Source organism: Ottowia sp., from assembly GCF_047975795.1.
Classification (GTDB): domain Bacteria; phylum Pseudomonadota; class Gammaproteobacteria; order Burkholderiales; family Burkholderiaceae_C; genus Ottowia.
Window position 1 is genome coordinate 1 of the sequence record NZ_JBKEEE010000069.1, and the last position, 1,648, is coordinate 1,648.

Here is a 1,648-nt window from a genome sequence, read left to right on the forward strand (position 1 = left end):
CGTCTCGCTGCAATACCTTTCAGGCATGCGCTGGCCGGTGCGCCGCACCGGCATGGCGCTGGCCGTCGTCGCCACCGCCTGCGCGCTGTGGCTGCCCATGCACAGCCTGGAGCCCTTCTTGCTGATGCTCAGCTCGGTGTTCGTGCCGCTCTTTGGCGTCGTCATCGCCCAGCATGTCTGGCGCGGCGCACCTGCGGAACGCACCGTGCACCTCGGCCCGGCGCTGGTGTGGCTGGCCGGCATTGCCGTTTTTCACCTGGGCGCCCAGTGGTGGCCCGCCTGGGGCTCGGCGCTGCCGGCTCTGGCCTTCACCTTCGCGCTCGCCAGCGCGCTCAGGCTGAGCAGCCGCCGCTGAGGGCGGGCTACAAGCCTGCATCAGGCCTGCATCAAACCTGCCGGGTGACCGCCTTGCTCAGCAGGCCTGGTGAGACCTTCCAGTTCTGGCCTTCGTCGGTACGCACGCTGGCCGTCTTCTTGTTCAGGCGCAGCACCACGCCGCGCTTGACGCTGCCGTCGTTGGCCGTGAACTGCACGCGGTCACCCTCGGCAAACTGCGCCAGAGCCACCGTGCTCTTGGCCTGCGCCAGCAGGTTCAGCCGCTCGACCACCATGCGGTTGAGGTACAGCAAGTCGTCCTCGCCCATGTGGCGCAGCGCCTGGGTGAACATCTCGCGGTCCAGAAGGGTTTGTTTTGAAGTCATGATGGGTTGATTCAGTTCGGCTATCGAGCAGCTACAGAGCATCCTGGCAAAAAACCGTCGGCGTGACGATGCGAGCGCGGCCCACGCTGCCTCGCTGCAGCAAGCCGGCTCGCCGGTCACCCGTGACCAGATAGTCGGCTTCGCCTTCCAGGGCCATGGCCAGCAAAAACTCGTCGGCAGGATCAGCGGCCGACACGCCCTCAGGCAAGGCTGGCAATGCCCCGAGCACCACGGCGCGCTGCAAATTGTTGACCATCGTGCCCACCCGGTGCGCCGGCAAAATGGCTTTGAGCTTGGGATAACGGCTCACGCGGCGCAGCTCCTCCAGTTGCACCGCAGAAGTCACCAGATCAAAACTGCCCGCGCGCCAGGCGCGATAAATGGCCTCAGGAGCGCCGTAGGGAGAAATCAACGCTGCCAGCAAGACGTTGGTGTCAAGGATCACAAGCATCAATGCTCACGCGCCCACTGCACAGCCTCGTCAATCAGGTCGTTCAACGCGGTCTCGTCCATGTCTGCTGCTGCAGCTTTGGCCTGGCTGGCAGCGCTTTCCAGCAGGTAGGCGCGAACCGCCTCCTCGATGAAGCGCGACAAATCGCCCTTGCGACCACCGCCCTGCGCAGCGATGAACATGCGCACAGACTGATCCATTTCAGACGATACGGCCAGATTCCAACGGACCACGCTCATGACGACCTCCAACCCAAATGGGATGCTTGTGCGGATAAGCACATAAGCATTTATACACTCAAATACGATTTCACCAGTCATCATGCGCCCAGCCCTTGATCTCCCGCGATTTGCCCTTATCATCAGCACTCGTTGGAGCTGAGTGCTAACAACCGCCCGGCTCCTTCGCTGATCCGGCCTGCGCCTGCCTCGGTTTCCTGGGCGGCGGGCCAAAAAACCTTTTTATTTCTTGTACTTAGGAGTAAGCATGAAGCTGC

General features: G+C 62.7%; 3 protein-coding genes and 1 pseudogene. 1 reads left to right on the top strand and 3 read right to left on the bottom strand.

The window, feature by feature from the left end; translation table 11 throughout:
- A pseudogene (locus tag ACK5NW_RS10605) lies at positions 1-355 on the top strand (allantoin permease); the annotation flags it as partial.
- Between the two features lie 31 nt (positions 356-386).
- Here the strand turns inward: ACK5NW_RS10605 and ACK5NW_RS10610 are convergent.
- The 3 genes from ACK5NW_RS10610 to ACK5NW_RS10620 are packed head-to-tail and all read right to left on the bottom strand — an operon-like array spanning position 387 to position 1,391.
- Entirely contained in the window at positions 387-701 is a 315-nt protein-coding gene (locus ACK5NW_RS10610) for a hypothetical protein (RefSeq protein ID WP_416927818.1), read from the bottom strand.
- 31 nt (positions 702-732) lie between these two features.
- A complete protein-coding gene (locus ACK5NW_RS10615; protein ID WP_416927820.1) occupies positions 733-1,152 on the bottom strand; it encodes a putative toxin-antitoxin system toxin component, PIN family in 420 nt (139 codons plus the stop codon).
- Positions 1,152-1,391 carry a ribbon-helix-helix domain-containing protein gene (locus tag ACK5NW_RS10620; protein ID WP_416927822.1) on the bottom strand — a complete coding sequence of 80 codons (240 nt, stop codon included), beginning with the start codon at positions 1,389-1,391 and terminating at the stop codon, positions 1,152-1,154. Before ACK5NW_RS10620 ends, ACK5NW_RS10615 begins: the two co-directional genes overlap by 1 nt.
- Positions 1,392-1,648 lie beyond the last annotated feature (257 nt).